Origin of the sequence: Pseudophaeobacter profundi, from assembly GCF_029697505.1 — a bacterium.
Lineage (GTDB): Bacteria > Pseudomonadota > Alphaproteobacteria > Rhodobacterales > Rhodobacteraceae > Pseudophaeobacter > Pseudophaeobacter profundi.
This window is the reverse complement of the sequence record NZ_JARJEF010000005.1, coordinates 169,260-194,030: the sequence shown is the minus strand read 5'-3', so window position 1 is coordinate 194,030 and position 24,771 is coordinate 169,260. Positions and strand designations below refer to the sequence as shown.

19 protein-coding genes are annotated in these 24,771 nt (G+C 59.6%); 12 read left to right on the top strand and 7 right to left on the bottom strand.

Translation table 11 applies throughout. The features are described from left to right. Positions 1-399 precede the first annotated feature (399 nt). A complete protein-coding gene (locus tag P2081_RS10640; protein ID WP_278922845.1) occupies positions 400-1,290 on the top strand; it encodes a helix-turn-helix domain-containing protein in 891 nt (296 codons plus the stop codon). A gap of 490 nt (positions 1,291-1,780) precedes the next feature. Here the strand turns inward: P2081_RS10640 and argE are convergent, their stop codons facing one another. From argE to P2081_RS10620, 4 genes are all read right to left on the bottom strand, one after another. Beyond that, positions 1,781-2,992 (bottom strand): acetylornithine deacetylase, encoded by a 1,212-nt coding sequence (argE, locus tag P2081_RS10635; RefSeq protein WP_278922844.1) that lies wholly within the window; start codon positions 2,990-2,992, stop codon positions 1,781-1,783. Next, on the bottom strand, positions 2,989-4,479 hold the full coding sequence (locus tag P2081_RS10630; protein WP_278922843.1) for a tripartite tricarboxylate transporter permease: 1,491 nt from the start codon (positions 4,477-4,479) through the stop codon (positions 2,989-2,991). The genes argE and P2081_RS10630 overlap by 4 nt, the downstream gene beginning before the upstream one ends. Positions 4,480-4,491: 12 nt before the next feature. After that, positions 4,492-4,986: a tripartite tricarboxylate transporter TctB family protein gene (locus P2081_RS10625; RefSeq protein ID WP_278922842.1), complete on the bottom strand. Its 495-nt coding sequence runs from the start codon at positions 4,984-4,986 to the stop codon at positions 4,492-4,494. 100 nt (positions 4,987-5,086) lie between these two features. Next, positions 5,087-6,058 (bottom strand): Bug family tripartite tricarboxylate transporter substrate binding protein, encoded by a 972-nt coding sequence (locus P2081_RS10620; protein WP_278922841.1) that lies wholly within the window; start codon positions 6,056-6,058, stop codon positions 5,087-5,089. 120 nt (positions 6,059-6,178) lie between these two features. Between P2081_RS10620 and P2081_RS10615 the strand changes: the two genes are divergently transcribed. The 4 genes from P2081_RS10615 (at position 6,179) to cls (ending at position 9,866) form a co-directional block, all read left to right on the top strand. Then, on the top strand, positions 6,179-7,090 hold the full coding sequence (locus tag P2081_RS10615; protein WP_278922840.1) for a LysR family transcriptional regulator: 912 nt from the start codon (positions 6,179-6,181) through the stop codon (positions 7,088-7,090). Between the two features lie 77 nt (positions 7,091-7,167). Then, entirely contained in the window at positions 7,168-7,611 is a 444-nt protein-coding gene (locus tag P2081_RS10610; protein WP_278922839.1) for a BLUF domain-containing protein, read from the top strand. Between the two features lie 141 nt (positions 7,612-7,752). Then, on the top strand, positions 7,753-8,439 hold the full coding sequence (locus P2081_RS10605; protein ID WP_278922838.1) for an endonuclease/exonuclease/phosphatase family protein: 687 nt from the start codon (positions 7,753-7,755) through the stop codon (positions 8,437-8,439). Then, entirely contained in the window at positions 8,433-9,866 is a 1,434-nt protein-coding gene (gene cls / locus P2081_RS10600; protein ID WP_278922837.1) for a cardiolipin synthase, read from the top strand. The genes P2081_RS10605 and cls overlap by 7 nt, the downstream gene beginning before the upstream one ends. 51 nt (positions 9,867-9,917) lie before the next feature. Here cls and P2081_RS10595 read toward each other — a convergent pair whose 3' ends face one another. After that, positions 9,918-10,637, bottom strand: coding sequence for a ZIP family metal transporter (locus P2081_RS10595; RefSeq protein WP_278922836.1), 720 nt, complete (start codon positions 10,635-10,637; stop codon positions 9,918-9,920). Between the two features lie 316 nt (positions 10,638-10,953). Between P2081_RS10595 and P2081_RS10590 the strand changes: the two genes are divergently transcribed. From P2081_RS10590 to katG, 3 genes are all read left to right on the top strand, one after another. Further along, positions 10,954-11,952, top strand: coding sequence for a helix-turn-helix domain-containing protein (locus P2081_RS10590; protein WP_278922835.1), 999 nt, complete (start codon positions 10,954-10,956; stop codon positions 11,950-11,952). 128 nt (positions 11,953-12,080) lie between these two features. Continuing rightward, on the top strand, positions 12,081-13,604 hold the full coding sequence (gene adh / locus P2081_RS10585) for an aldehyde dehydrogenase (protein WP_278922834.1): 1,524 nt from the start codon (positions 12,081-12,083) through the stop codon (positions 13,602-13,604). A gap of 311 nt (positions 13,605-13,915) precedes the next feature. Beyond that, a complete protein-coding gene (gene katG, locus P2081_RS10580) occupies positions 13,916-16,132 on the top strand; it encodes a catalase/peroxidase HPI (protein WP_278922833.1) in 2,217 nt (738 codons plus the stop codon). 31 nt (positions 16,133-16,163) lie between these two features. On the opposite strand, the gene P2081_RS10575 is transcribed toward katG, so the two are convergent. Together P2081_RS10575 and P2081_RS10570 are read right to left on the bottom strand one after the other, a co-directional pair. Then, the gene (locus P2081_RS10575) at positions 16,164-17,492 is read right to left on the bottom strand and encodes an aspartate aminotransferase family protein (protein WP_278922832.1); all 1,329 of its coding nucleotides are present in this window, start codon (positions 17,490-17,492) and stop codon (positions 16,164-16,166) included. Beyond that, on the bottom strand, positions 17,489-18,271 hold the full coding sequence (locus P2081_RS10570; protein ID WP_278922831.1) for a beta-keto acid cleavage family enzyme: 783 nt from the start codon (positions 18,269-18,271) through the stop codon (positions 17,489-17,491). Before P2081_RS10570 ends, P2081_RS10575 begins: the two co-directional genes overlap by 4 nt. A 411-nt stretch (positions 18,272-18,682) precedes the next feature. Between P2081_RS10570 and P2081_RS10565 the strand changes: the two genes are divergently transcribed. From P2081_RS10565 to xsc, 4 genes are all read left to right on the top strand, one after another. Beyond that, positions 18,683-20,080, top strand: a complete 1,398-nt coding sequence (locus P2081_RS10565) for an aminotransferase family protein (protein ID WP_278922830.1) — start codon at positions 18,683-18,685, stop codon at positions 20,078-20,080. 150 nt (positions 20,081-20,230) lie between these two features. Further along, positions 20,231-20,812 (top strand): GNAT family N-acetyltransferase, encoded by a 582-nt coding sequence (locus P2081_RS10560; protein ID WP_278922829.1) that lies wholly within the window; start codon positions 20,231-20,233, stop codon positions 20,810-20,812. Positions 20,813-21,320: 508 nt separating this feature from the next. Further along, on the top strand, positions 21,321-22,781 hold the full coding sequence (gene pdxR / locus P2081_RS10555; protein WP_278922828.1) for a MocR-like pyridoxine biosynthesis transcription factor PdxR: 1,461 nt from the start codon (positions 21,321-21,323) through the stop codon (positions 22,779-22,781). Positions 22,782-22,996: 215 nt separating this feature from the next. Then, the gene (gene xsc, locus P2081_RS10550; protein ID WP_278922827.1) at positions 22,997-24,769 is read left to right on the top strand and encodes a sulfoacetaldehyde acetyltransferase; all 1,773 of its coding nucleotides are present in this window, start codon (positions 22,997-22,999) and stop codon (positions 24,767-24,769) included. Positions 24,770-24,771: the final 2 nt, after the last annotated feature.

Genomic DNA, 24,771 nt, shown 5'->3' with positions numbered 1-24,771 from the left:
CCGCCTTGCGTCTCCAGCGCAAAAGCACGCCAAAACATGCCGCTGCCGGTGAGAGCGCGATCAGAAGGAAACCAGTTATTATCTGTCTTAAGGGCCGCCCGTGTTAGACATGCGCGGCATCAGGCAAATCATATCCAATTCGCGCGGGGTCGCGTAGGGAGCGTCTTTGTCGAGATAGCGGCTTTTTTTGTCGAATTCCTGCATCGGGGATAGCACTTGCAGGACGCTCTTCATGGTGGTGGCGAATGAGTGGCATTGCTACCCTTGCCTGTGCGGCGAGGTTCCCCTAGCTTCGGATCGGTCCTTGTTTCTATTGATGTTTATCTTCTTATGTCTCGCAATCCTCCAACCCCTGACGCCGCCCAGCCCGTCGAACTATGCTTATCCGGTCTGGAGACCGTGAAGGTAAAAACCGAAACCGTTGATATCGAGGTGCAGCGTGCCAAGGCGGCGCCGGATACCGGGATTGCCTGGACCAAAACACGGTTTCGCTCCAACGGGCCGGATACGGTCGAAGTCGTCAGCAACCGGCCTGCGGATTACGTGTTCACCCAAGTGCCTTTGGGCGGCAGCTTTGCCGCCGAGTTGACCTGTGGTGCCCTTTATCAAAGCGAAACGGTCGGTCTGATCCGTCCCCGTGAATCCGGCGCTTTGTTTCGGCTGAACCGGCGTGAAGCCGATATCTTTGGGGTAAACGCGCCGCTGGAAATGGTCGAGAGATGGTTTGCGGGTAAGGTCCCCAAGGCAGTTCAGAGGCTTCTGGACGGGATGGGTGGACCGTCTTTTCTTACCAAAGCGCCGCTGCCCAGCTACCTCAGGATATCGCTTGAGCAGGCACTGCACAGCCGTTTGCCACTTCGCACTCAGTTGATCGAGGCAGCCGCCCTGCAGATCCTCTGTTATCAACTAGAGACCCTGTCCACCGACAGGCCCCCCGGCGTTGCACCACGTGAGGTGCAGGCTGCGCATGAAGCCCACGTCATGCTACAGGCCGAAGCGATGGCACCGCCCGGATTGGGCGAACTGGCGGCCCGACTTGGGCTGGCGGCCAACCGATTGGCGCTGGCCTACCGCGAAGTGTTCGGCTGCACCGTGGCGCAGGATACCGAACAGGCCAGATTGCGCTCCGCATGTGATGCGATACTCGATGGAACCCCCATCAAATTGGTCGCCAGCCAGCTCGGCTATGCAAGCGTCAGCAGTTTCACCTACGCATTTCGCAAGAAGATGGGCATGCCGCCGCGCAAGTGGCGCAACGCGCAGGCGCGTGCAGTGAAACGGATCGAATAGCCCCAGGTGAGTGTTTCACATGGAACGCGAACCGTGCATGCCCTTTTCGAAGTGGCCAATATCCAATTTTCCTTACTGCCCCCCCGTTCACCACGACCCCGCATGAGCGCATGCCGCTTGACCAACGCCGTGCAGGTAAATCACGAGATCAGCTTTGGTGAAGGGATGTGCGCTCTGTAAAGATTGAACGCAATGTTGATCCTGTCACCGTCAGGGTCAACGGAATCCTAGGGGACGGAGATATCGCCACAGATAGCGGCCCGACCGCACCCTTGAATTTTGCATTCGGTTTCTTCGCCATAGACATCACTTACGCGGGGGCACCGTTGCCCATCACCAGCCTGTCGGCACGTCGTAGGTTCCAGAGGTCTCGGTCGCGCATTGCGCACCGATGTAGACGCCGTCGCCTTCCTCGACCCGGACACCAGGCAGCGAGTCGGCTTTGTCAGGGGCAGGTCGTGTGGTGACGCCCTGCCCTTGGCACTTCAGATCAGGTGTGCCCTGCGCCAGCCTGTTGCGACAGGTGCGATATGAGGCTGCCCAGAAAGTCGACGCAAAGGCCCAACTGCTCGAGCGAGACAAACTCGTTCGGCCTGTGCGCCTGCGCGATCGAACCTGGCCCGATGATGACTGAGGGAATGCCGCCCAGTTGCTCGAACACGCCGCCTTCGGATCCGTAGGAAACCTTGCCGCCCCAGGCCGGCAACAGAGATGCGTAGCGGGTAAACCCAGCGGTGTTGCGCGCCTCACCCATCGCGGGATAGGCAAAAATGCGTTCAAAGGTGATGCCGGTGCCTTCAACCTTCGCGGCCATGGCCGCACTCACCTCTGTCTCGATCTGGGCCAGTAGCGCGGCCATGTCAGCCTCGGGGTCCATCTCGGGGATCGCGCGCAGCTCGAAGGTGAAACCGCAGCTTTCAGGGGTAACATTGGTGGCGACGCCCCCTTTGATCATGGTTGCCAGCATGGTCGCATGTGGCACCGTAAAATCCGCATCAAATGGCCCTTCCTGCTCGTAGCGGCGGCCGCGTTCAGAGATACGCGCGATGGCCTGGGCAGCGTATTCGATGGCGTTCACGTGCTCTGGTGCAAATGAGGAATGCCCCGAGGTGCCGTTGACCTGTGCCCGCATGGCAATCTTGCCCTTCTGGCCGGTCACCAGCTGCATCATCGAAGGCTCACCAATGATCGCGAACTCTGGCGGGGTGGGCAGTGCCGCCAGATACCGCGCAATCGCAGGCGCCCCCAGGCAGCCCACCTCTTCGTCATAGGAAAAGCACAGGTAAACGGGCCGCGTCAGCTTTGCAGCAGCCAAATCGGGGGCAACTGCCATGGCGCAGGCCGCAAAGCCCTTCATGTCGCAGGCCCCCCGCCCATAGAGCTTACCGTCCCGCAGCTCTGCGACGAAGGGATCGCTTTGCCACTCTGGCTCAACTGCGGGCACCACATCGGTATGACCGGACCAGACCAGGCCAGCCACATCTTCGGGACCGAAGGCCGCGACGAGGTTGGCCTTGGCACCGGTTTCGTCGGGCAGGATGGTGATGCGTGCGCCTAGATCCCCGAAATAGGCCGCCATATGGTCGATCAGGGCCCGGTTGCCATTGCACGACACCGTATCAAAGGCGATCAGATCGCAAAGATGTTGACCTGCGCGTTTCAGCCGGTCCTCGGCGCAGAGGGTCTCGCTCTGGTGTGTCATTGTGCAACTTGTCTTTCTGTCTTGGTTTTCCGGATTTCACGGCGCAGCGTAAAGCCAAGCGCAAACACGATGAGTGCAGCAAAGATCCAGGTAATCGGGGTGGAGAGCAGGACCGATGGATCCCCGCGTGAGATCGCCATCGCACGGCGCAGGTTTTCTTCCAGCATCGGGCCAAGGATAAAGGCGATCAGGAATGGCGCAGCCGGAATGTTCAGCAGGAACATGCCAAAGCCGACCACGCCCATCACCAGCAGTACCGCCACATCAAAGGTGCTTGAGGCAATCGAATAGATCCCAAAGATGCACAACAGCAGCACCAGCGGTGTCAGCAGCGTCTGCGGGATATACGAAACCTTGGCAAACATACGCATGGTTGCCTTGCCTGCAAAGAACAGCAGAACAGAGGATATCAACATGCCGATCAGCAGCATATAGACCTCGTGCATGTTGGTCTGGAACAGCAGCGGGCCGGGCGTCAGGCCCTGAATCATAAAGGCTCCCAGCATGACGCCAGTGATCACGTCACCCGGCACCCCAAGCGCCAGCAATGGGATCATTGTTGCGCCACAGGCACCGTTGTTGGCCGATTCCGACGCGGCGATGCCCTCCAGCTCTCCCTTGCCAAAATTGCTGCCGCGCTTGGAACTGCGCTGCGCCTCGCCATAGGAAAAGAACGCCGCCGATGATGGGCCAATACCGGGGATTGCCCCCAGAACAGAGCCGATCACAGAGCCTTTGAGAATGCTGCGCAACGAGCCCATGAACTCTTCTCGCGTCACATGCTGTGCGCCAAGTGTCGCGGCCTTTTCCTTCTTGGCCACCCGCATCACCACGAGTTTTATTAGCTCAGGCAGCGCAAACAGGCCAATCAGCACTGGCGCAATCGACAGCCCCGCCTGCATGTCAGGGGTAAAGGCGAAACGGAACGAGCCGTACATGTCTTCGCCCACCGTCGCCAACAGCAGCCCAAGGGCCGCAGACACCAGGCCAAGCAGTAGTGAATTGCCGGACACGCCAGCCACGGTGGTCAGCGCAAACAACATCAGCATAAAGAACTCAGGCGGACCGATCCGCAGCGCCAGGATGGCAAGCGGCGCGGCAAAGAAGATCAGCGAAAGATTGGAGATAAAATCACCAATCACCGAAGAATACAGCGCCATGTTCAGCGCCTTGCCCGCCTTGCCCTGTTGAGCCAGCGGATAGCCGTCAAGCGCGGTACAGGCAGCCGAGGCGGTGCCCGGTGTCTTGATCAGGATGGCCGAGACCGACCCCCCATAGGTCGAGCCCTTGTACAGGGCGACCAACAGGAGAATCGATGGCACCGGATCCATGTAGAAGGTGAAGGGCAGTGCCAAGGTCACCGCCATAGTTCCGGTCATGCCGGGAATGGCGCCAACAATGACCCCACCCCAGATACCTGCGATCATGATCAGCAGGTTCTGAAGCGTGGCAACCGATTGCAGCGCCGATAGAATTTCGTTGAGCATGGATATCTCCTATCAGAAGCCAAAGGGCTTGGTCAGCGCGCCCTTGGGAAACTGGGTGCCGAGCGAGTAGGTGAAGAAAAGAAGCAGCAGCCCTGGCCCGACAAAAGACAGCAAAAAGATCCACAGCTTGTGGTCGCGCTCTCCGGTCATCAGCACCACAACCAGCGTCAAGGCCATGGTCGAGAGCAAAAAGCCAAGGTACGGTATCAGCAGCAGGAACAGGCCGAAAACGCCCACCAACCCAGCGAACCGCAACCCCATGCGCCATGGGCTGCTGCCATCGGTTTCGACGGGCTCTTCCTGTGCTGCGGGCCGGGTCAGCGCCAGGCACAACGCCAGCAGGCCAAGTGCAATCCCGATCAGTGAAACAGCGCGTGGCCACATGTCCGGCGGCGGCGCAAAACCGGGAATGAACGCGGGACGGGGCACAAATGTAGGGACCAGGGCGAAGGCGGTAAGCGCGAAGAAAGCAGCAATTACCAGCCCCCGCAGGACGGGCTTGGACATGGCGGGACTCCTGGGGGAAAAAGGTCCTCGTATGAGGAGAGCGGCGCGGCCCGATCCGGGCCACGCCAGTAGGTCGTCAAGCGGCCGGTGCGGCGCGCCCTTAGTTGGGCAGGTAACCGAAGTCCTTCGCCAGACCGTGGAACAGTTCATACTGCTGCTTGGCAAACTCGGTCATGTCGACGTCACCGATTGTCGAGATAGACCCACGACGGCGCGCGAGTTCCAGCCACTGTTCATTGGTGGCCACGTCAGACAGGACGGTGTTCCACTTGGCGACAACCGCTTCGGGCAGGTCCTTGGGACCGTAAAGCGCGCTCCAGCCAGCGATCTGGCCAGCGGTTTCATACCCCAGTTCTTGCGCGGTGGCGACTTCGGGCAGGCTCTCCATACGCTTGGGCGCAAAGACCATCAGCGCCTTGAGATCTCCGCTTTCGATATGCGGCATCAGCGATCCTGCGGACATGGCAACAAAATCCACGTGACCGCCCAGCAGCGCCGTGGCCAACGCACCGCCACCTTTGTAGGGCACCAGGGTCGCGGCTGTCAGGGGGTCAAGATCGTTGTCGGCCAGCAGAGCCTGGGTGGTGAAACCGTCAATCGCAGTGGCGCCCGACGCGGCATAAGTCATGCTTCCCTTGTCGCCTTCGATAGCCGCAATCAGCGCCTCGACAGAATCATATGGGGCATCGCTGCGCACGGCGAGAATCATTGGCGTGGCTTCCAGCATTCCAAGGAAGGTATAGGAATCCCACGGAACGGCAGAGCCCGGCATCACGGCGGGTGACAGCGCCATGCCAACGCGGGCCAACAGCAGCGTGTAGCCATCAGCATCAGCAGCCGCAACCGAGCGGGCGCCGTTCATGCCACCAGCACCGGGCCGGTTCATCACAGTCAGAGGCTGGCCCAATGCGGGCTGCGCGGTCTCTGCCAGGGCGCGCCCGGCAAGATCAGAGGCACCGCCGGGGCCATAGGGAACAACCAGCGTCACCGCCTGTTCCGGATAGGTTTGAGCCGCAAGCGGGCCGGTCATGGCGATCATAGCAAGAGCAATCGATCCGAGTAGTTTTTTCATGTTCACCTCACGTCTGGTCCGGAAAATCCGGAGCTGTTGGATTGGCGACACCATCCACAGTATGCGATTGTTGACAATGGCATGCCGTGAGTTGCATAAAATGCATACTGAGAGGCGATCATGTACAAACTCAAAGAACTGGAGGCCTTCGACGCCTACATGCGGCTGGGCGGCGGCAAGCTCGCGGCCGAGTATTTGGAGACCAGCCAGCCGATGATCAGTCGGCTTTTATCCGGGCTTGAGGACAAAGTCGGATTTACGCTTTTCTTGCGTAAACGCAATCGCTTGGCCCCCACGCCAGAGGCCTTTCGCTTTCACCAGACAGTGGTGCGTCACCTCGCCGGGCTGCATGATCTAGAGCAAGAGGCCGTGGCCATAGCCAATGGCCAAGTCGGCCACCTCGTGATTGCCGCGCAGCCGGTGTTCTGCGACACATTTCTGCTCGATGCGCTGCAAAGATTTCGTGAAACCCACCCGCAGGCGACGGTGCAGATCGTTGATGTCGGCATGGCAGAGCTGCTGCGGATGATCTCTGAACAGCGCTGCGACCTTGCTTTTGGCATCACCCTCAACGCCGAGGCCTTTGGCGGTGATGCCAAGCCACTGGGCCATTGTGCCGCGCGCTGCATCATGCCTCGGGGACACCCGCTTGGCACGGTCGAGGAAATCCCCCTGCCCAGACTGCGCAAGGAATGGTTTATCGACCTCTCTCCGGACAGCCCGCTGCGCCAGCGCGTTGACAATATGATGGACACGATTGACGTGCGGCGCACCATCGCCGCCGAGCTGCGCACCCTGCAGGGGGTTGTGCGGCTGGTCGAGCGCGGCGTTGGCCTGGCCATCGTCGACCCGGTGGCGCTACGTCTGATCGACACCAACAAGGTCACAGCGCATCAGCTGATCCCTGAAATCACCTGGGACATTGCCCAATTCGTACCGCGCGGCCGCCCGCTCAGCCCAGTGGGGCAGGCCTTTGCAACGGCCATCGCCGACGAGATCGAGAACCTCAAGCGCGAAGGGCTAGTGGTATGACCCCCTGCGTCAACCAAATTTATAGCCTGATCGGCGCGCCTGGGGTAGAGTCGCCTAAAAACGATCAGGGGCCGATCATGTACAGGACAGTCTATATTAGTGCCGCGATGAACCTGTTTTCAGACGCGCAGCTTGAGGCCCTGCTGGCCGTGGCCCGCCGAAATAACCAACGCGATCATATCAGTGGCTTATTAATGTACCATGACGGGTCATTCTTGCAGGTGCTGGAGGGAGAGCGTGAAGCGGTCGAGGCCTGTGTCACCCGTATCGCCGCAAACCCCAACCACAAACAATTTCTACGGCTGGTTCAAGGCGAGGTATCCGACCGCCTGTTTCCCGCCTGGTCGATGGGTTTCGCACGCCCCGAGGATCTGGGCGACCAGGACAAAAATGCGCTGACCGGGCTGGATCAGGTGCTGGAAGAATTGCCTCGGCTACGCAGCCTGGATCACCAGGTTGCAACCCTTATCCGCTCTTTCTTTGCCACCCATTCAGACTACTTGGCGCGCCTGACCGACTGAACGCAGCTGCAACGCATCCGCGATAGATGAATAAAGCGCCTTCCATGCAGCATCGCTGCGGTCTTCAGGTTCCCGCTTTCATGTCTCTGAACCTCCTGCCAGTATGCAACCTATATGATGACTTGAGGCAGCAGGTAGCCAATGAGACTGGCAAGCTACAATATCCGCAAGGCCTTTGGGCTTGACTGGCGGCGAGATCCGCACCGGATTGTGGATGTTATCGGCGAACTTGATGCAGATATCGTGGTGCTGCAAGAGGCAGACAAACGCCTTGGCCAGCGCCCCGGCGTTCTGCCGCTTGACCGCCTGCAAAAAGAGCATGGCCTTGTTCTGGCGCGGCATTCGTTAAACAGCCAGAGCCACGGCTGGCACGGGAATGCTATTTTGTATCGGGTCGGGCATTTCCCGACTCCAGGAACCGAACGTATCGCCCTGCCTGCGCGTGAACCGCGCGGCGCGATTGCCGCGTATTTCAAGATGACGGGATTCGCCGTTGTCGGCGCGCATCTCGCCCTCACCAGCGGCATAAGAAAGCAGCAGTTCAAGGCGCTCTGTGCCCATGTCGGCAATTCCGGCATTCCCACGATTATCGCCGGCGACTTTAACCACTGGGGCCGAAAGCTGCCAGTGCATGGGCATGAAGTGATCACCCCCGGCTTCAGCTTTCACGCCAGCCGCAGGGTTGCTGCATTGGACAGGTTTATCCTATGCGGAGAGATATCCGCGATTTCATCCAGCGTTCACACCTCACTGAAAGCGCGCCGCGCATCGGACCATCTACCGGTGTTGCTCGACTTTGAAATCTCAAGGGGGCACCCGACGTGCTGATCGTCCTGACCACTGGCCACGCACTTCTGGTCCTGGCATTTACCATCCGGATCCTGCTGCGAGATGACCTGTCGCCGCCTGCACGGCTTGCCTGGTTTATCGTGATCAATGTCATCCCCTACTTTGGTAGCTCTGCATATTTTCTCTTTGGGGAAGTCGATATTGGCCATCGCGCCAGTAAAAAACGCCGTGAGATACGCGCAGAACTCGACGCACTGACCAGCGCGGTGGCCGGGGATCCGGAGACCGGCACCAACCTGATTGACCCGGCCTATATTCCGGCCTTTCAATATGCCGCCTCGATAAACGGTCTTTACCCCCTGCCAAACAATCAGGCGGAACTGCTGGAGACGCCCGAAGAAACGATCAACCGGATGGTGCAGGACATCGACGGCGCAACCGATCATGTTCATGTGCTCTATTACATCTGGCTGGGTGACCGGACCGGAACCCGCCTTGCCGAAGCGCTGATGCGCGCCAGCGCCCGTGGCGTGACCTGCCGTGCCATGGCCGACGGGCTTGGCTCACGCAGGCTCATCGCATCGCAGTTGTGGCAACGAATGGAGAAGGCCGGCGTGCGGCTTGCCGTGTCGCTCTCGCTTGGCAATCCGGTTCGTACGGTACTGACCAGCCGCATCGACATGCGCAACCACCGCAAGATTACCGTGATTGATGGCAGCATAACCTATTGCGGCAGCCGCAATTCAGCCGACCCGGAATTTCTGGTAAAGCCGAAGTATGCGCCCTGGGTTGATATCATGCTGCGGTTCAAAGGGCCGGTTGTTGCCCAGAACCAATTGTTGTTTATAAGCGACTGGACGGCAGCAACAGGTGAGAAATTCGACAAGATCCCATCCGGTGAAACCGCCCAGTCAGACGGGTTCCCCGCTCTGGTTGTCGGCGACGGCCCGACAGTGCGCCGCAGCGCGACGCCGCAGCTCTTTTCCAGCCTGATCGCCTGTGCTCGCAGCGAGATTACAATTTCAACGCCCTACTTTGTGCCGGATGCGACATTGCTGGAATCGCTTTGCGCGGCGGCATACCGCGGCATTCGCGTGACCCTGATATTCCCGGCGCGGAACGACAGCTGGATTGTAGCAGCCGCTAGCCGCAGCTTTTACCGCAGATTGCTGGAAGCAGGCTGCATCATTCACGAATTTCAGGGCGGATTGCTGCACGCCAAGACCTTCACAATGGATGGGAAGGTCTCTGTTATTGGGTCAACAAATCTAGATCTGCGCAGTTTCGACCTGAACTACGAAAACAATATCCTGTTTCAGGATCAAGCCATGACAGACCGTATTCACGCAAGACAACAATCCTATATCGCCAAATCGCAATCGGTTGGTCTCGCCGATGTATTGGCCTGGTCACCACAGCATCGAATCTGGAACAATGTTATCGCAACCGTGGGTCCGATTTTGTGATCTGCACGGCTGCGGCTGCCCCCTCCGGTCCTGAGGTACGCCGCCGCCCATTCACGAAATGACGATAGAGCCAACCAAGCCGAGCAGAAAACCGGCAACCGCGCCCAGCGGAGGCGCCCAATGGGCTTGCAGGACGGCCTGCGGTGCAATGTCTTCAAAGGTCAGATAGATGATGCCACTTGCGGCGAACAGCATCACCCCACCAATAAGGGCGGGACTGTCGGCAAGAAATTGATGGCCCAGAAACGCGGCAGCAGGCCCGAACAACGCCAGGGCAAAGAAACACGCCAAAAGCGCCTTTGGCTTCTGATTACTACCGGCGCTAATCTCCCGGTAGGCGTTAAACCCTTCGGGGAAATTCTGCATGGCAATCAGCAAGGCCAATAAAAACCCGACTGGTTTTCCGGTCGCAAGCGCCGCGCCCAACGCTATGGCTTCGGGGATGAAGTCAAGCAACATTGCCATGACCTGCCCGCCTGCACCGCCGCGTCTTGCAATCAACCGATCGATAAGAAAGAAGACAATGCCACCGGCGGAAAAGCAGGTAACAATCCAGAACAGCGACAGCTCTGCGACCCCTTCAGGCACCAGCACCAGCGACACAGCCGCCAGCAATGCACCGCCGCCAAAGGCGATCACCCCGTGGCGAAATTCGCTTTCCAACCAGAGCGGTCGGATATGCTCAATGCTTGCGACATAGGCTCCGAGGGGAATTGTTGCGCCGGCCAGCAGCGACAGCAAAAGTGAGAGCAACAGGCTATCCATATTCATGCCACTGTTCCAGCCTCATGTTGTGCTGTGCCTCCTGTGCACGGTGCCACCGCCCTGCCCTGCCCGCAACAACATGAGCGCCAAAGCAATAGGTTTCAAGCAGCCGCCGACGGCCCAAGCCTAACGGTTAACATGGCTGCCACCCTGCAGCACAACACCTGTGGTTGCAAAGAAAATATCCCCCAAAGCAAAGCGACCCCTAGCCCTATCCTGTCATGAAGTCCGGCTAGTACCTTGGCTGGGCTGTGACCAGACCATCAAACATCGCAAACTGAATATTGCGCCTCAGCCAGACAAACTTCCAATTGAGTCGGATATGGTAGAGTATGGCGAACAAATCCAAGCCGGGGCGCTGATGTCACCCAAAACCTCACATGCCGAAAAGGTGCTCGAAGCGGCCAGTTCCGCTTCTGCGGCGGCGCGTTCGCAAGTGGCGGCAAGCTGGCATCGTTCTGCCCTGAAACATGGGTTGAATCCCGATAACACAAGCGCGCCGGAATTGATCGAACACTCGGCGCTGCGTGATCGGCTGAACATCCATGAGCAATTCATGATGGTCGCCGCCCCCCGGCTGGACGCGCTCTATTCTCTGGTTGGCCAGTCCGGGTGTGCCGTTTTACTGACGGATGCAGAGGGGGTCATCCTGGACCAACGGGTATCGGATGCGGATAAGCCGACCTTCGAAGGCTGGGGCCTGCGTGCCGGTGCGGATTGGAGCGAAGAACGCGAAGGAACCAACGGGATTGGCACCTGCCTGACAGAGCGCCGGAATGTCATCATTCACCAAGATGAACATTTTCACGCGCGCAACACCGGGATGAGCTGCATCGACGCGCCAATCTTTGGTGTTGACGGCCAGATCGTCGCCGCCCTTGATGTGTCATCTGCGCGGGCCGATCAGACCGAAGCCTTCAACAGGCTGATCGCAGCACAGGTGGCGCACACGGCGCGGGCGATCGAAGAAGCCAACTTTCGGGCGGCCTTTGCAACCTCGCGGATCATCGTCGCAGACTGTGATGATGGAGAATCGGCAACCCTTTTGGCTATTGATGGCAATGATCTGGTCGTGGGGGCCACACGCGAAGCCCGCCGCGCGTTTGGCCTGGCAGGGACCGGGCCGCTCAGTGCCCGTCCGGCATCGGATCTTCTGGGGCGCGAGGACGGTCCTACGGGATTCGAACGGGCCGAACGGGCCGCTGTGATCAGGGCCCTTGCGCGGGCGGATGGCAATGTCTCGCAGGCTGCGCGGCAGCTTGGGGTGGCGCGCGCAACGCTCTATCGGCGCATGAAGCGGCTCGGGTTGAACGAAACCTGATCCAACCTGTCTCAGGGCTGAGACACTTTTCCTGAACAATCTGATCCACGCTGATGACGGCTGTGTCTTGCTGCGGCAGTCATGGTGTCAGCCCGGGTGGAGGACTTGGGCATATAGGAGGAGATACCATGAAAGATCTAGCACACACCGCGCCCGGCACCTATACGTCGCCCTTCAAAACCCGGTATGACAACTTTATCGGCGGCCAGTTTGTTCCCCCGGTGAACGGTCGGTATTTTGAAAATGTGACACCAATCACCAATGAGAAAATAAACGATATCGCCCGTTCGGATGCGGCTGATGTCGAATTGGCGCTGGACGCGGCGCATGGGGCCAAGGCCGCATGGGGCAGCACCTCTGCCACGGAACGCGCAAACCTGTTGTTGAAAATTGCCGATCTGATTGACGACAACCTGGAGCTTCTGGCGCAGGCAGAAACCTGGGACAATGGCAAACCGATCCGCGAAACCATGGCGGCGGATATCCCGCTTGCCGCCGATCATTTCCGCTATTTCTCTAGTGTCTTGCGCGGCCAGGAAGGCTCGATGAGCGAGATCGACGCGGATACGGTTGCCTACCACTACCACGAGCCGCTGGGCGTTGTCGGCCAAATCATCCCGTGGAATTTCTCTATCCTGATGGCTGCATGGAAATTGGCCCCCGCCCTGGCTGCAGGCAATTGCATCGTCCTGAAACCCGCCGAGCAGACCCCGGCCGCGATTATGGTCTTTGCCGAGATCATCAATGAGCTGCTGCCAGCCGGGGTGCTGAACATCGTCAACGGCTTTGGCGCCGAAGTCGGAGCCGCGCTGGCCACATCAAAACGCATCGCCAAGATCGCCTTTACCGGTTCCACGGAAACCGGCCGCACCATCATGAAGGCGGCGACGGAAAACCTGATCCCGGTAACCCTGGAACTGGGCGGCAAAAGCCCGAATGTCTTTTTCTCGGACATCATGCGCGAAGATGACGCCTTCTTTGACAAGGCTATCGAAGGCTTTGTCCTGTTTGCCTTCAATCAGGGTGAGGTCTGCACATGCCCTTCGCGTGCGCTGGTGCAGGAAGACATCTATGAGGCCTTCATGGAACGGGTGATCGAACGGGTGAAAGCCATCAAGCACGGGGACCCTCGTGATCCGGAAACCATGGTCGGCGCACAGGCAAGCAAGGCACAGCAGGAAAAAATCCTGTCCTATTTCACCATTGGGGCTGAAGAAGGGGCCGAGGTTCTGATCGGCGGCAATGCGGCGAATTTCAGCGGTGAGCTGGCAGGCGGCAACTACATCCAGCCCACCATCCTCAAGGGTCACAACAAGATGCGCGTGTTCCAAGAGGAAATCTTTGGCCCGGTTGTCTCTGTCACGACCTTCAAGGACGAAGCCGAGGCTTTGGCGATTGCCAATGACACGATGTATGGGCTTGGTGCCGGCGTCTGGTCACGGGATATGAACACCTGCTACCGCATGGGCCGCGCGATCGAAGCCGGCCGGGTCTGGATCAACAACTATCACGCCTACCCCGCCCACGCAGCCTTTGGCGGCTATAAGCAATCCGGCATCGGGCGTGAAAACCACAAAATGATGTTGGATCACTACCAACAAACCAAGAACCTGCTGGTCAGCTACAATCCCAACAAGCTGGGTTTCTTCTAAGATACATATGCTGGCCCTCGCACAGGATTGCGAGGGCCAGTCCAATTCGGGCCACCCAGGCTGGCCTGCCAGTACCGGCAGACGCAACTGTCGATAGGTCGATGCGCGCCTTGGGCCAACTGCCGCGCCATCAGATCCGCGCCCAACCCATAATCTTTTCCTATCAAATATATACAAAAGTACGATTTCATTTTATCAATTTCCCCTGCTACCCTCTGGGCATCTCAGCACGTGTAGTGGTGTATTTGTTGCTGACCCCGCGCCGGGCCGGTGAAAACACACCAGCAAAACAACCAGATAGGAGAGCACAGATGGACGGAAACGACACCCCAGAGACAGGCGGTTGCCCGGTGATGCACGGTGGAGCACAAAATGCCACCCATGCTGCGCGTTCCAACAAGGACTGGTGGCCCAATCAGCTCAACCTGAAGCTACTGCATCAGAATTCTGAAAAGTCGAATCCGATGGCAGCAGATTTCGACTATGCCGAAGCCTTTAAGTCACTGGATTATAAGGCGCTGAAACAGGACTTGTTTGCCCTGATGACCGACAGCCAGGACTGGTGGCCTGCGGATTATGGCCACTATGGTGGGCTGTTCATCCGCATGGCCTGGCACAGCGCCGGCACCTATCGGACCTCGGATGGCCGGGGCGGCGGCAGCACCGGGCAACAGCGCTTTGCACCGCTGAACAGCTGGCCCGACAATGGCAACCTCGACAAGGCCCGTCGCCTGCTGTGGCCGATCAAACAGAAATACGGCAACAAGATTTCCTGGGCGGATCTGATGATCCTGGCCGGCAACTGCGCCATCGAGAGCATGGGCGGGCGAACCTTTGGCTTTGCTGGCGGACGCGCCGATGTCTGGGAACCGGAAGAGGATGTCTACTGGGGCCGCGAAGACGAATGGCTGGCCGACAGCAGCGCGCCAAACAGCCGCTACTCTGGCGAGCGCGACCTGGAAAACCCGCTGGCTGCGGTACAGATGGGCCTGATCTATGTGAACCCCGAAGGCCCGGACGGCCAGCCAGATGCCCTGGCATCCGGCCGCGACATCCGCGAAACCTTTGCCCGCATGGCGATGAACGACGAAGAAACCGTGGCCCTGGTGGCCGGCGGTCATACCTTTGGCAAGGCGCATGGCGCCGGTGACCCCGCGCTGGTTGGCCCAGAGCCAGAGGCAGCCCCGATCGAGGAAATGGGTTTAGGCTGGATCAACGCCTATGGCAGCGGCAAAGGCGGTGATACCACCACCAGCGGCATTGAAGGTGCCTGGACCGCCAATCCCACCCAATGGGACAATGGCTATTTTGACCTGCTGTTCGGCTATGACTGGAACCTGACAAAATCACCCGCTGGTGCCTGGATCTGGGAACCTGTGAATGTGCGCGACGAAGATCTCGCCCCGGCGGCGCGTGATGCCAGCCAGAAGGTCAAGACCATGATGACCACCGCCGATATGGCGATGCGCATGGATCCGATCTATGGCCCGATCTCGAAACGCTTTCACGAAAACCCGGAAGAACTGACCGAAGCCTTTGCCCGCGCCTGGTTCAAACTGACCCACCGCGACATGGGGCCGCGCTCGCTCTATCTCGGCGAAGAAGTCCCCGAGGAAGAACTGATCTGGCAAGACAATGTGCCAGCCGTCGACCACCCGCTGGTGGGCCCGGATGACATTGCCGCCCTGAAGGCGCAGATCCTTGCATCTGAGCTGACGAGCGCCGAGCTGATCTCGACCGCCTGGGCTTCGGCCTCGACCTTCCGTGGATCGGACAAGCGCGGCGGTGCCAATGGGGCACATATCCGGCTCAGCCCGCAAAAGGACTGGCCCGTCAACCAGCCAGCGCAATTGTCAAAGGTGCTGACCGCGCTGGAAGCGATCCAGACCAGCTTCAACGCTGCCGCAGGAGATACGCGGATCTCCATGGCAGATCTGATTGTGCTGGCCGGGTCTGCCGCCGTGGAACAGGCCGCCGACAAGGCTGGTCACCCGATCGAGGTGCCCTTTGCGCCGGGTCGCACCGATGCCAGTCAGGAACAGACCGATGTAGAGAGCTTTGCCGTGCTGGAACCAGAAGCAGACGGGTTCCGCAACTATCAGAAGAAGCACTACCGGATCGCACCGGAAGAAATGCTGCTGGACAAAGCGCAGTTGCTAACCCTGACGGCACCTGAAATGACGGTGCTGATCGGTGGCCTGCGTGTGCTCGGGGCGAACCACAATGGCACAGATCTGGGGCGTTTCACCCAGACTCCGGGTGTTCTGAACGCTGATTTCTTTGTGAATCTGCTGGATATGGGGGTGAAATGGGCACCACAAGACGATGGCACCTATATCGGCAGTGATCGCGCCACTGGCACCGAAAAATGGCGCGCCACCCGCGTAGACTTGATCTTTGGCTCTAATGCCCAGCTGCGCGCCCTGGCCGAACGCTATGCTCAGCAAGATGCCAATGCAGCATTCGTACAGGACTTTGTCGCGGCTTGGGTCAAGGTAATGAATGCAGATCGCTTTGATCTGAAATAATGTATTGCCCCCGCCTGCTGGGCGGGGGCGGCTACACCGTTGCCAGGGCCTGGGTGATTGCCAGGTCAAGCTTATCCACCACCTCAGTGATCTGGGGTTGCGAAATAATGAACGGCGGTGCCAGCAGGATGTGATCGCCCTGCCGCCCGTCGCGGGTGCCAGACATCGGATAGCAGATCAGCCCACCGTCGAACGATGCGCGCTTTATCCTGGCCGCCAACCCGAGGACCGGATCAAAGGGGGACTTGGTGCCACGGTCCGCCACCAGCTCTATACCGCGAAACAAGCCCCGGCCGCGGATATCCCCGACGTGAGGGTGATCGCCAAAGCGGTCGACCAGCGCCGCTTGCAGCTGCTCTCCCATGCTGGCACAGCGGCTGACCAGATCCCGGCTTAGCATCTGTTCCACCACTGCAAGCCCCGCCGCCGTGGCAACCGGGTGGCCAATATAGGTATGTCCGTGCTGAAAAAAGCCGCTCCCTTTTGCCACAGCGTCATAGATCTGGCCACTGCACAGCATGGCACCGATGGGCTGATACCCCGCCCCCAGTCCCTTGGCGATGCAGAGAATATCCGGCGCGATGCCATCTGCATCGCAGGCAAACAGATGCCCGGTGCGCCCCATGCCGCACATGACTTCATCCAGGATCAGCAGGACACCATATTGATCGCAGATCTCGCGGATACGTTTGAAATATCCTGCTACCGGGGCCACGGCACCCGATGTGGCCCCAACCACCGGTTCAGCCATGAAGGCCATGACCGTTTCCGGGCCAAGCCGCAGGATCTCCGCCTCCAGCTCATTGGCAACCCGCTGCCCATAGTCAAAGGCGCTCTCATCCGGTTTGCGCTCGGCGTATTCATAACAAGGGGCGATATGCGAGACGCCGATCAACAGCGGGTCAAATTGCTGCCGCCGCCAGGCATTGCCACCCGCCGCCAAGGCCCCAAGGGTATTGCCGTGATAGCTCTGGCGGCGCGCAATCAGATGGCGGCGCGCAGGCTCGCCGCGTTCCAGATGATACTGCCGCGCCAGCTTGATCGCCGCCTCGGTCGCTTCAGAACCGCCCGAAACAAAATAGACCCGGTCCAGATCACCCGGTGCCTGGGAAATCAGCAAATCCGCCAGCGCCTCGGCCGGTTCCGAGGTCATGAACCCGGTATGGGCAAAGGCCAGTTTGCCGACCTGATCCTGCACCGCGCGGATCACCGCCGCATTAGAATGTCCAAGGCAGGACACCGCCGCACCGCCCGAACCATCGAAGTATCGTTTCCCATTGGCATCAATGAGATAGCATCCATCACCGGCAACGGCGGTGGGCAGGTCGGCCTTGGTATGGCGGGGAAATACATGGCTCATGCTGGGCTCCTTTGTAGGGTGTGACCGGCTGCGCTGGCAGCTTTGATCAGGGCGGCAACCGATGCCGCATTATCTGCCAGCACGCGGCCATCCGGGGTTTCAATGTTGTTTTCAAACCCAACCCGGACGTTCCCCCCGGCGGCAATTGCCGCCAGCAGACAGGCCTGCTCGGCCCGGCCAAAAGCACAGAGGCTCCAGCTCAGATTCAGCGCTGCGGCATCAACCGCCACCCCGGTCACCGCATCCGGTCGGGCCAGTACCGGCGGCACATATTGCCCAAGAACAAAGATCGCGTCCCGCATCGTCGCGGCAACCACCCCAGTGTCGTACCAAATCTCTAGCTGCGCAAGGCAGCCCGGACCATAAAGGATATGCTGCACCTCTGTGCCAGCTTCGGCACAATGGGCATAGACCCGCGCCGCAACCTCGGGGGCCTGGGCCATTTCACGAATAGAGATCGAGGCCGCAGAGGGGCACAGCGCCTGCAGGCAGGCAAACTGGTCATCGGGGGTATAGATCCCGGCGCTTTCGGTTGTGATCTGCACCGCCATGCCGGGCGCGGTTTCGGCCACTGCTGCCAGTGCGCCCCGGTAGCGACCGGCATCCAGCGAATGCCGCCCCTGGTCATCCCGCACATGCAGGTGCAACGCCGTTGCCCCGGCGACCTGACAGCGCTGCGCAACCCGTGCCAGCTCTGCCTCTGTCAGGGGCAAAGCCGGGTGATCGTTTTTCTGACGGCGCGCCCCATTGGGGGCCACCATGACCTGATAGGGTGCCATAGCTGACCTTCTGCCTTGATGTTGTTCAGGCACAGGATGGGCCCAGCAACCATTTGATCTCAACACCTTAAAATAAGATCATTTGCTCTTTCGCGATCCCTTGCGGCAAAGACCGGCCGGTCTTTGCATCTTTTATTCCACAATTGTCAGCGCCGACCACTGCGCGCTATGTGACCGCTTCAACGCGATTGGGAAAAAAGTCAATTTTACCAATCGGTTAAAAAATTACGGTATGAAAAGCAGCCACCCGCGCCCCCTAGGCACAGCCTGCAGCGCAAAACTGGACATAAAACACCCCACCACCTGGACCTAGAGTATCTGGCGATTTTGGCGTTTCGTCAAAATACAACGACTCCGGCTGACAGGCAGCTGGCAGACACCCCCACTTTTATATTTATGGAAGGACATGTCATGGACGGCACGTTCAACGAAAACGATCTCAGCCGGGTAGTTGCGGCTGACAAGGCCCATGTCTGGCACCACCTGATTCAGCATAAACCCTTTGAAGAAAACGATCCCCGCATCATCGTCGAAGGCAAAGGCATGCGCGTCTGGGACCAGAACGGCAAGGAATTCCTTGATGGGGTGTCGGGCGGCGTCTGGACTGTCAATGTCGGCTATGGCCGCGAAGACATCTGCAAGGCCGTCTACAACCAGATGATGAAGCTGTGCTATTTTGCCCAGTCTGCAGGCTCGATCCCCGGTGCCTTGTTTGCCGAAAAGCTGATCGAAAAAATGCCCGGCATGAGCCGCGTTTACTACAACAACTCCGGCTCTGAGGCGAATGAGAAAGCCTTTAAGATGGTGCGCCAGATCGCCCATAAGAAATACGGCGGCAAGAAAACCAAGATTCTGTACCGCGACCGCGATTATCACGGCTCCACCCTGGCGGCGATGTCCGCTGGCGGCCAGGATGAACGCAACGCGCAGTATGGTCCCTTTGCACCCGATTTCATCCGCGTGCCCCACTGCATGGAATACCGCAAGCACGAGCTGGGTCTGGAGCATCTGTCGGGGCGTGAGTTCGGCATTGCCGCAGCAAACGCCATCGAAGAGGTGATCCTGCGCGAAGGTCCCGAAACCGTCGGCGCGCTTTGCCTTGAACCGGTGACCGCCGGTGGCGGCGTGATTGAAGCCCCCGAAGGCTATTGGGAACGCGTGCAGGAAATCTGCACCCAATATGACATTCTGCTGCACATCGACGAAGTTGTCTGCGGCGTCGGCCGCACTGGCACCTGGTTTGGCTATCAGCACTACGGCATCAAGCCCGATTTTGTCACCATGGCAAAAGGCGTGGCCTCCGGTTACGCGGCCATTGCTGTGCTGGTCACCACCGAAGAAGTCTTTGACATGTTCAAGGATGACGCTTCGGATCCGCTGAACTATTTCCGCGACATCTCCACCTTTGGCGGCTGCACCGCCGGCCCTGCGGCGGCGCTGGAAAACATGCGCATCATCGAAGACGAAGGCCTGTTGGAAAACTGCACCGCCATGGGCGAGCGGATGATGAACAACCTGCGGGCGCTAAAGGAAAAGCACGCCGTAATTGGCGATGTCCGTGGCAAGGGCCTGTTCCTTGGCGCCGAACTGGTCACCGATCGCGAAACCAAAGAGCCGGTGGATGAAAAGCTGGCCCAGCAGGTCGTGGCCGACTGTGGGGCTCAGGGCGTACTGATTGGCGTCACCAACCGGTCGATCCCCGGCAAGAACAACACCCTCTGCTTCAGCCCGGCGCTGATCGCCACGGCAGATGACATCGACGCCATCACCAATGCGGTCGACAAGGCCCTCACCAAGGTCTTTGGCTAGGGCAGATCCCCGCAGGCCAAGCCATGAACCAGAAGCAACACCCTGGCCAATTGGACTGGTGAAATTATAGAAAGGCGGCCCTGTCTATGGGGCCGCCTTTTTGGCATTTCTGTTGGGACAACCAACCGCAACAGCTCAAAGGATCGTCCCATGTGGGCACAGCCCGTCACGCTCACAGGCCAAAAGGTCACCCTTGTCCAGCTCTCGCAGGACCATGCCGCCGATCTGGCCAAGGCCAGCGCCGATGGAAACCTCTCCGCGCTTTGGTACACGATGATCCCGGCACCGGACGCGGTTCCAGCCGAGATCGAACGCCGTCTGGCGCTGCAAGACACAGGCAGCATGCTGCCCTTTGCGATCCTCGACGCCACAGGGCAGGCCGTTGGCATGACCACCTATATGAACATCGACGCTGCCAATCAGCGGCTCGAAATTGGCTCTACATGGTATCGCAAATCGGTACAGCGCTCGGGGGTGAACACTGAATGCAAACTACTGATGCTGCGCCATGCCTTTGAGGATCTTGATGCCATCGCCGTGGAATTTCGCACCCATGTGATCAACCATCAAAGCCGACGCGCCATCGAACGGCTCGGTGCCAGGCTGGACGGCATCCTGCGCGCCCATATGAAAATGGCCAATGGCACTATGCGCGACACCGCTGTCTATTCGATCACAGCCGCTGAATGGCCCATGATCCAGGCTCATCTGCACCACCTGATACAGCGCTGATTCAATCCACCGGCGGGTCAAGGAGGCCAAAGGCCCCGCCGAATGGCAGCTTGTCCTTGAGGCGCCTTGCAAAATACACTCAAAACCGGCCCTGCAGGGCAGGCCTGCCCTGCAGGGCCATCTCAGCAATAAACCTATCATTTCCAGCCTAAACCTCCGCCCATAGTGCAAAGTGGCTGCCACAAACGCCACTGCGCCGCGCGCAAGCGCGGCGCCGGGCCCAACGGGTGGCAGGCCTTCTTTGAAGGCCAACACCGGGCGGGAGCCCCGCCTGAAAACCGCCTGAAAACCCGCATCCTCAGTCCTGCGGCAATAGCCGCCAAACCAATGCCGTCGCCGGGATCAAACTGACAGCCCATGCGCCATATCTTCCCTGACCCGTCCGTCCCGCCCAAAAATCCAGCAAAGGCGTTGCGTGGTCCCGCCGCGACAGACGCAGGCCAAGGAATTTTCATCCAGCGGCGTAAGTCCAGATTGCGCCACAGTTATGTCCACCCTAAGGTGCCCCATGGCAATTTCTGTTGACACCTTCTTTTTGAACTCGGACGCCCAGGGCACCCTGCAGGCGCAGATCCAGGAAATGATCGCCGAAGGCATTCTTTCGGGGCGCTTCCGCGTCGGAGAAAAGCTGCCCTCCTCGCGCAAGCTGGCGGTGCACCTTGGCATCAGCCGTATCACCGTGACGCTGGCCTATACCGAACTATTGGCAAATGACTATCTGACCTCGCGCGGGCGGTCGGGATATTTTGTCTCGGAAAATGCGCCTGTGCCCCCCAGCTATACGCCCCCGGTGAAATCCGAAGAGGCGGTGGACTGGAGCCAGGCGCTGGTGCGCACCTTCACTGGCGGTGACACCCCGCGCAAGGCCCGCGACTGGCGCAGCTATCGCTATCCCTTTATCTATGGGCAGGCGGATCCATCGCTGTTTGACCATGCCAACTGGCGGCTGTGTTCACTGCGCGCTCTGGGGCAAAAGGACTTTGCCGCGCTGACGGATGATTACTTTGATCAGGACGACCCGCTGTTGATCGAATATATCGCCCGTCACACCCTGCCCCGGCGCGGGGTGATTGCACGCCCGGAACAGATCCTGATCACCCTTGGTGCCCAGAATGCCCTGTGGTTGGCCAGTCAGTTGTTGCTGAACCGCGGCCGCAAGGCCACCATCGAAGACCCGACCTATTACACCCTGCGCGACCAGCTTTCGCATCTTCGCTGCCAGGTGGATTGCATTCCGGTGGATGGCGATGGCCTGCCGCCGCAAGACATCGCAGAAGACACCGACGTGATCTTTTGCACCCCCAGCCACCAGAGCCCGACCACCGCAACCATGCCGATGGCCCGCCGCAAGGCCCTGTTGCAACGGGCCCATGATATCGACGCGGTGATTGTCGAAGACGACTACGAATTCGAAATGTCCTTTCTTGGTGCCCCCTCGCCCGCGCTGAAATCCCTCGATGCCGATGGCCGTGTCATCTATGTTGGCAGCTTTTCCAAATCGCTGTTTCCGGGCCTGCGCCTGGGCTACATGGTCGGTTCCGAAGCCTTTATCCGCCAGGCCCGCGCCCTGCGCGCCAATGTTCTGCGCCACCCGCCCGGCCATATCCAGCGCACCGTCGCCTACTTCCTGTCGCTGGGCCACTACGATTCCCAGATCCGTCGCACCGCCAAGGTGCTGCATGACCGCCGCCATGTCATCGAAGAAGCCGTGAATACCCATGGGCTGACGGTCTCTGGGGTTGGCGTTTATGGCGGCTCGTCCCTATGGATGCACGCGCCCGACGGTGTTGATATGGCTGAGGTCGCAGCCAGGCTGAAACCCGAGAGCGTGATTATCGAACCCGGCGCGCCGTTCTTTTCCGCCCAGAACCGCCAGCACAATTACTTTCGGCTGGGCTATTCCTCGATTGCTGCCAATCGCATCGCACCAGGGCTGGCGCTCTTGGCAAAGGCACTGAAGCAGGGCTGAAGTCCGATCTTCTGCGCCCGGGGTGAAAGGCGTCGGCAGCACCGCGACGAGCCGCCAAAACAGGGCTTTTGCATCGGGGGGCATCATGGCGCAAATCCTTGGCTATATCCGCCTCTGAAACTGGCCCTATCTGCACGCGTCCTCTCTGGCCTAAACCAGTGGGAACCCCCGGTATCAGACCGGGGATCTTCATGTTTCACCCAGGAGCACCCGCCATGAAAATGACCACCGAGGAAGCCTTTGTCAAAACCCTGCAAATGCACGGTATTCAGCATGCCTTTGGCATTATCGGGTCGGCCATGATGCCGATTTCCGATATCTTCCCCAAGGCCGGCATCACCTTCTGGGACTGCGCCCATGAAGGATCGGGCGGCATGATGGCGGATGGCTACACCCGCGCCACCGGCAAGATGTCGATGATGATCGCCCAGAACGGCCCCGGCATCACCAACTTTGTGACAGCTGTGAAAACCGCCTACTGGAACCACACACCACTCTTGCTGGTGACCCCGCAGGCCGCCAACAAGACCATCGGCCAGGGCGGTTTCCAGGAAATGGAGCAGATGCGCATGTTTGCCGACTGCGTCTGCTACCAGGAAGAAGTGCGCGACCCATCCCGCGTGGCCGAGGTGCTGAACCGGGTGATCATGCAGGCCAAACGCGCATCAGCCCCCGCTCAGCTGAACATTCCCCGCGATATGTGGACCCAGGTGATCGACATTGCCCTGCCACAGATCGTCGAATTCGAACGCCCCGGTGGCGGCGAGACCTCGCTGCAAGAAGCTGCCGATCTGCTGTCCAGCGCCAAGTTTCCCGTCATTCTGAACGGCGCAGGCGTGGTGCTGGCCGGCGGTATCGAGGCCTCGAAAGAACTGGCTGAACGGCTTGGCGCGCCGGTCTGCGTTGGCTACCAGCACAACGATGCCTTCCCCGGTTCCCACCCGCTGTTTGCCGGGCCCTTGGGCTACAACGGGTCAAAGGCAGGGATGGAACTGATTGCCAAGGCCGACGTTGTTCTGGCCCTTGGCACCCGGTTGAACCCGTTTTCCACCCTGCCCGGCTATGGTATCGACTACTGGCCAACCGAGGCCAAGATCATCCAGGTTGATATCAACCCCGACCGCATTGGCCTGACCAAAAAGGTCACTGTGGGCATTGTCGGCGACGCCAAAAAAGTTGCCACCTCGATCCTGGCGCGGCTGTCGGACAGCGCAGGCGATGCGGGCCGTGATGAACGGATTGCGCTGATCTCGACAGCGAAATCCACCTGGGCGCAGCAGCTGTCCTCGATGGATCATGAAGACGACGATCCCGGCACCACCTGGAACGAACGCGCCCGCGCTGACAAACCCGAATGGATGAGCCCCCGCATGGCCTGGCGGGCAATTCAGGCGGCCCTGCCAAAAGAAGCGATCATCTCGTCCGACATCGGCAACAACTGCGCCATCGGCAATGCCTACCCCTCGTTCGATGACAGCCGCAAATATCTGGCACCGGGCCTGTTTGGCCCCTGTGGCTATGGCCTGCCTGCGGTGGTCGGCGCCAAGATCGGCTGCCCCGATGTGCCGGTTGTCGGCTTTTCTGGCGATGGCGCCTTTGGTATCGCGGTGAACGAGCTGACAGCCATTGGCCGCGGAGAATGGCCCGCCGTCACCCAGGTGGTGTTCCGCAATTACCAGTGGGGCGCGGAAAAGCGCAATTCGACCCTGTGGTTTGACGACAACTTCGTTGGCACCGAACTGGACCAGCAGGTGTCCTACGCCGGTATCGCCAGCGCCTGCGGCCTGAAAGGCGTTGTCGCCCGCACCATGGACGAGCTGACCGCAGCCCTGGCCCAGGCGGTTACAGACCAGAAGAATGGTATCACCACCCTGATCGAGGCGATGATCAACCAGGAACTGGGCGAGCCTTTCCGCCGCGACGCGATGAAAAAGCCCGTATCCGTGGCAGGGATTGACCCGGCAGACATGCGCGAACAGCAGGTCTGACC